The sequence below is a fragment of the Oleiphilus sp. HI0067 genome, from assembly GCF_001635735.1.
This window is the reverse complement of the sequence record NZ_LWFI01000130.1, coordinates 1-688: the sequence shown is the minus strand read 5'-3', so window position 1 is coordinate 688 and position 688 is coordinate 1. Positions and strand designations below refer to the sequence as shown.

At 44.0% G+C, this 688-nt stretch carries 1 protein-coding gene; it reads left to right on the top strand.

The genetic code is table 11. The annotated features are described in order from the left end of the window. Positions 1 to 17: 17 nt before the first annotated feature. A partial coding sequence (locus tag A3739_RS01760; RefSeq protein WP_369821074.1) for a solute carrier family 23 protein occupies positions 18 to 688 on the top strand: 671 nt, incomplete at its 3' end.

The following is a 688-nucleotide window of genomic DNA, read 5'->3' as shown; positions in this document are numbered from 1 at the left end:
AAGAGCACCAAACAACAATTAAGGTAGAAATTGTAGCCGGCCTGACTACTTTCTTGACCATGTCTTATATTCTTTTTGCTAACCCAGACATCATGTCTGCAGCGGGTATGCCAAAAGAAGCAGTATTTACAGCAACTGCGGTTGCAGCAGCAGTAGGCTGTATCTTGATGGGTTTGTGGGCTAACTTCCCTGCAGGTCTTGCTCCAGGTATGGGTCTGAATGCGTTTTTCGCATTTGCCGTTGTTGGTGGCATGGGATACACGTGGGAACAGGCTCTTGCAGCAGTTTTGATTTCTGGTGTTATTTTCTTCTTGTTATCTGCATTCAAAATTCGTGAATGGATTCTACATTCAATTCCGGGTTGTTTGCGTCACGGTATTACTGTTGGTATCGGCCTTTTCTTAACCATTATCGGTTTGAAGAACGCGGGTATTATTGCTGATCATCCTGCAACGCTTTTGACTTTAGGTGATCTTGCTTCTCCAGGTCCACTTCTAGCTGGCCTTGGTTTACTTCTTATTATTGCTTTGGATTACCGCAAAATTACTGGTTCTATTGTAGTCAGCATGCTGGCGATCTCTATCGTTTCTTCGATTCTAGGTATTACTACATTCAGTGGCATTGTCGGTGAGCCTCACTCAATGTCTGAGCTTTTCTTCGCGCTAGACTTTAGCCGTGTACTAGAAGC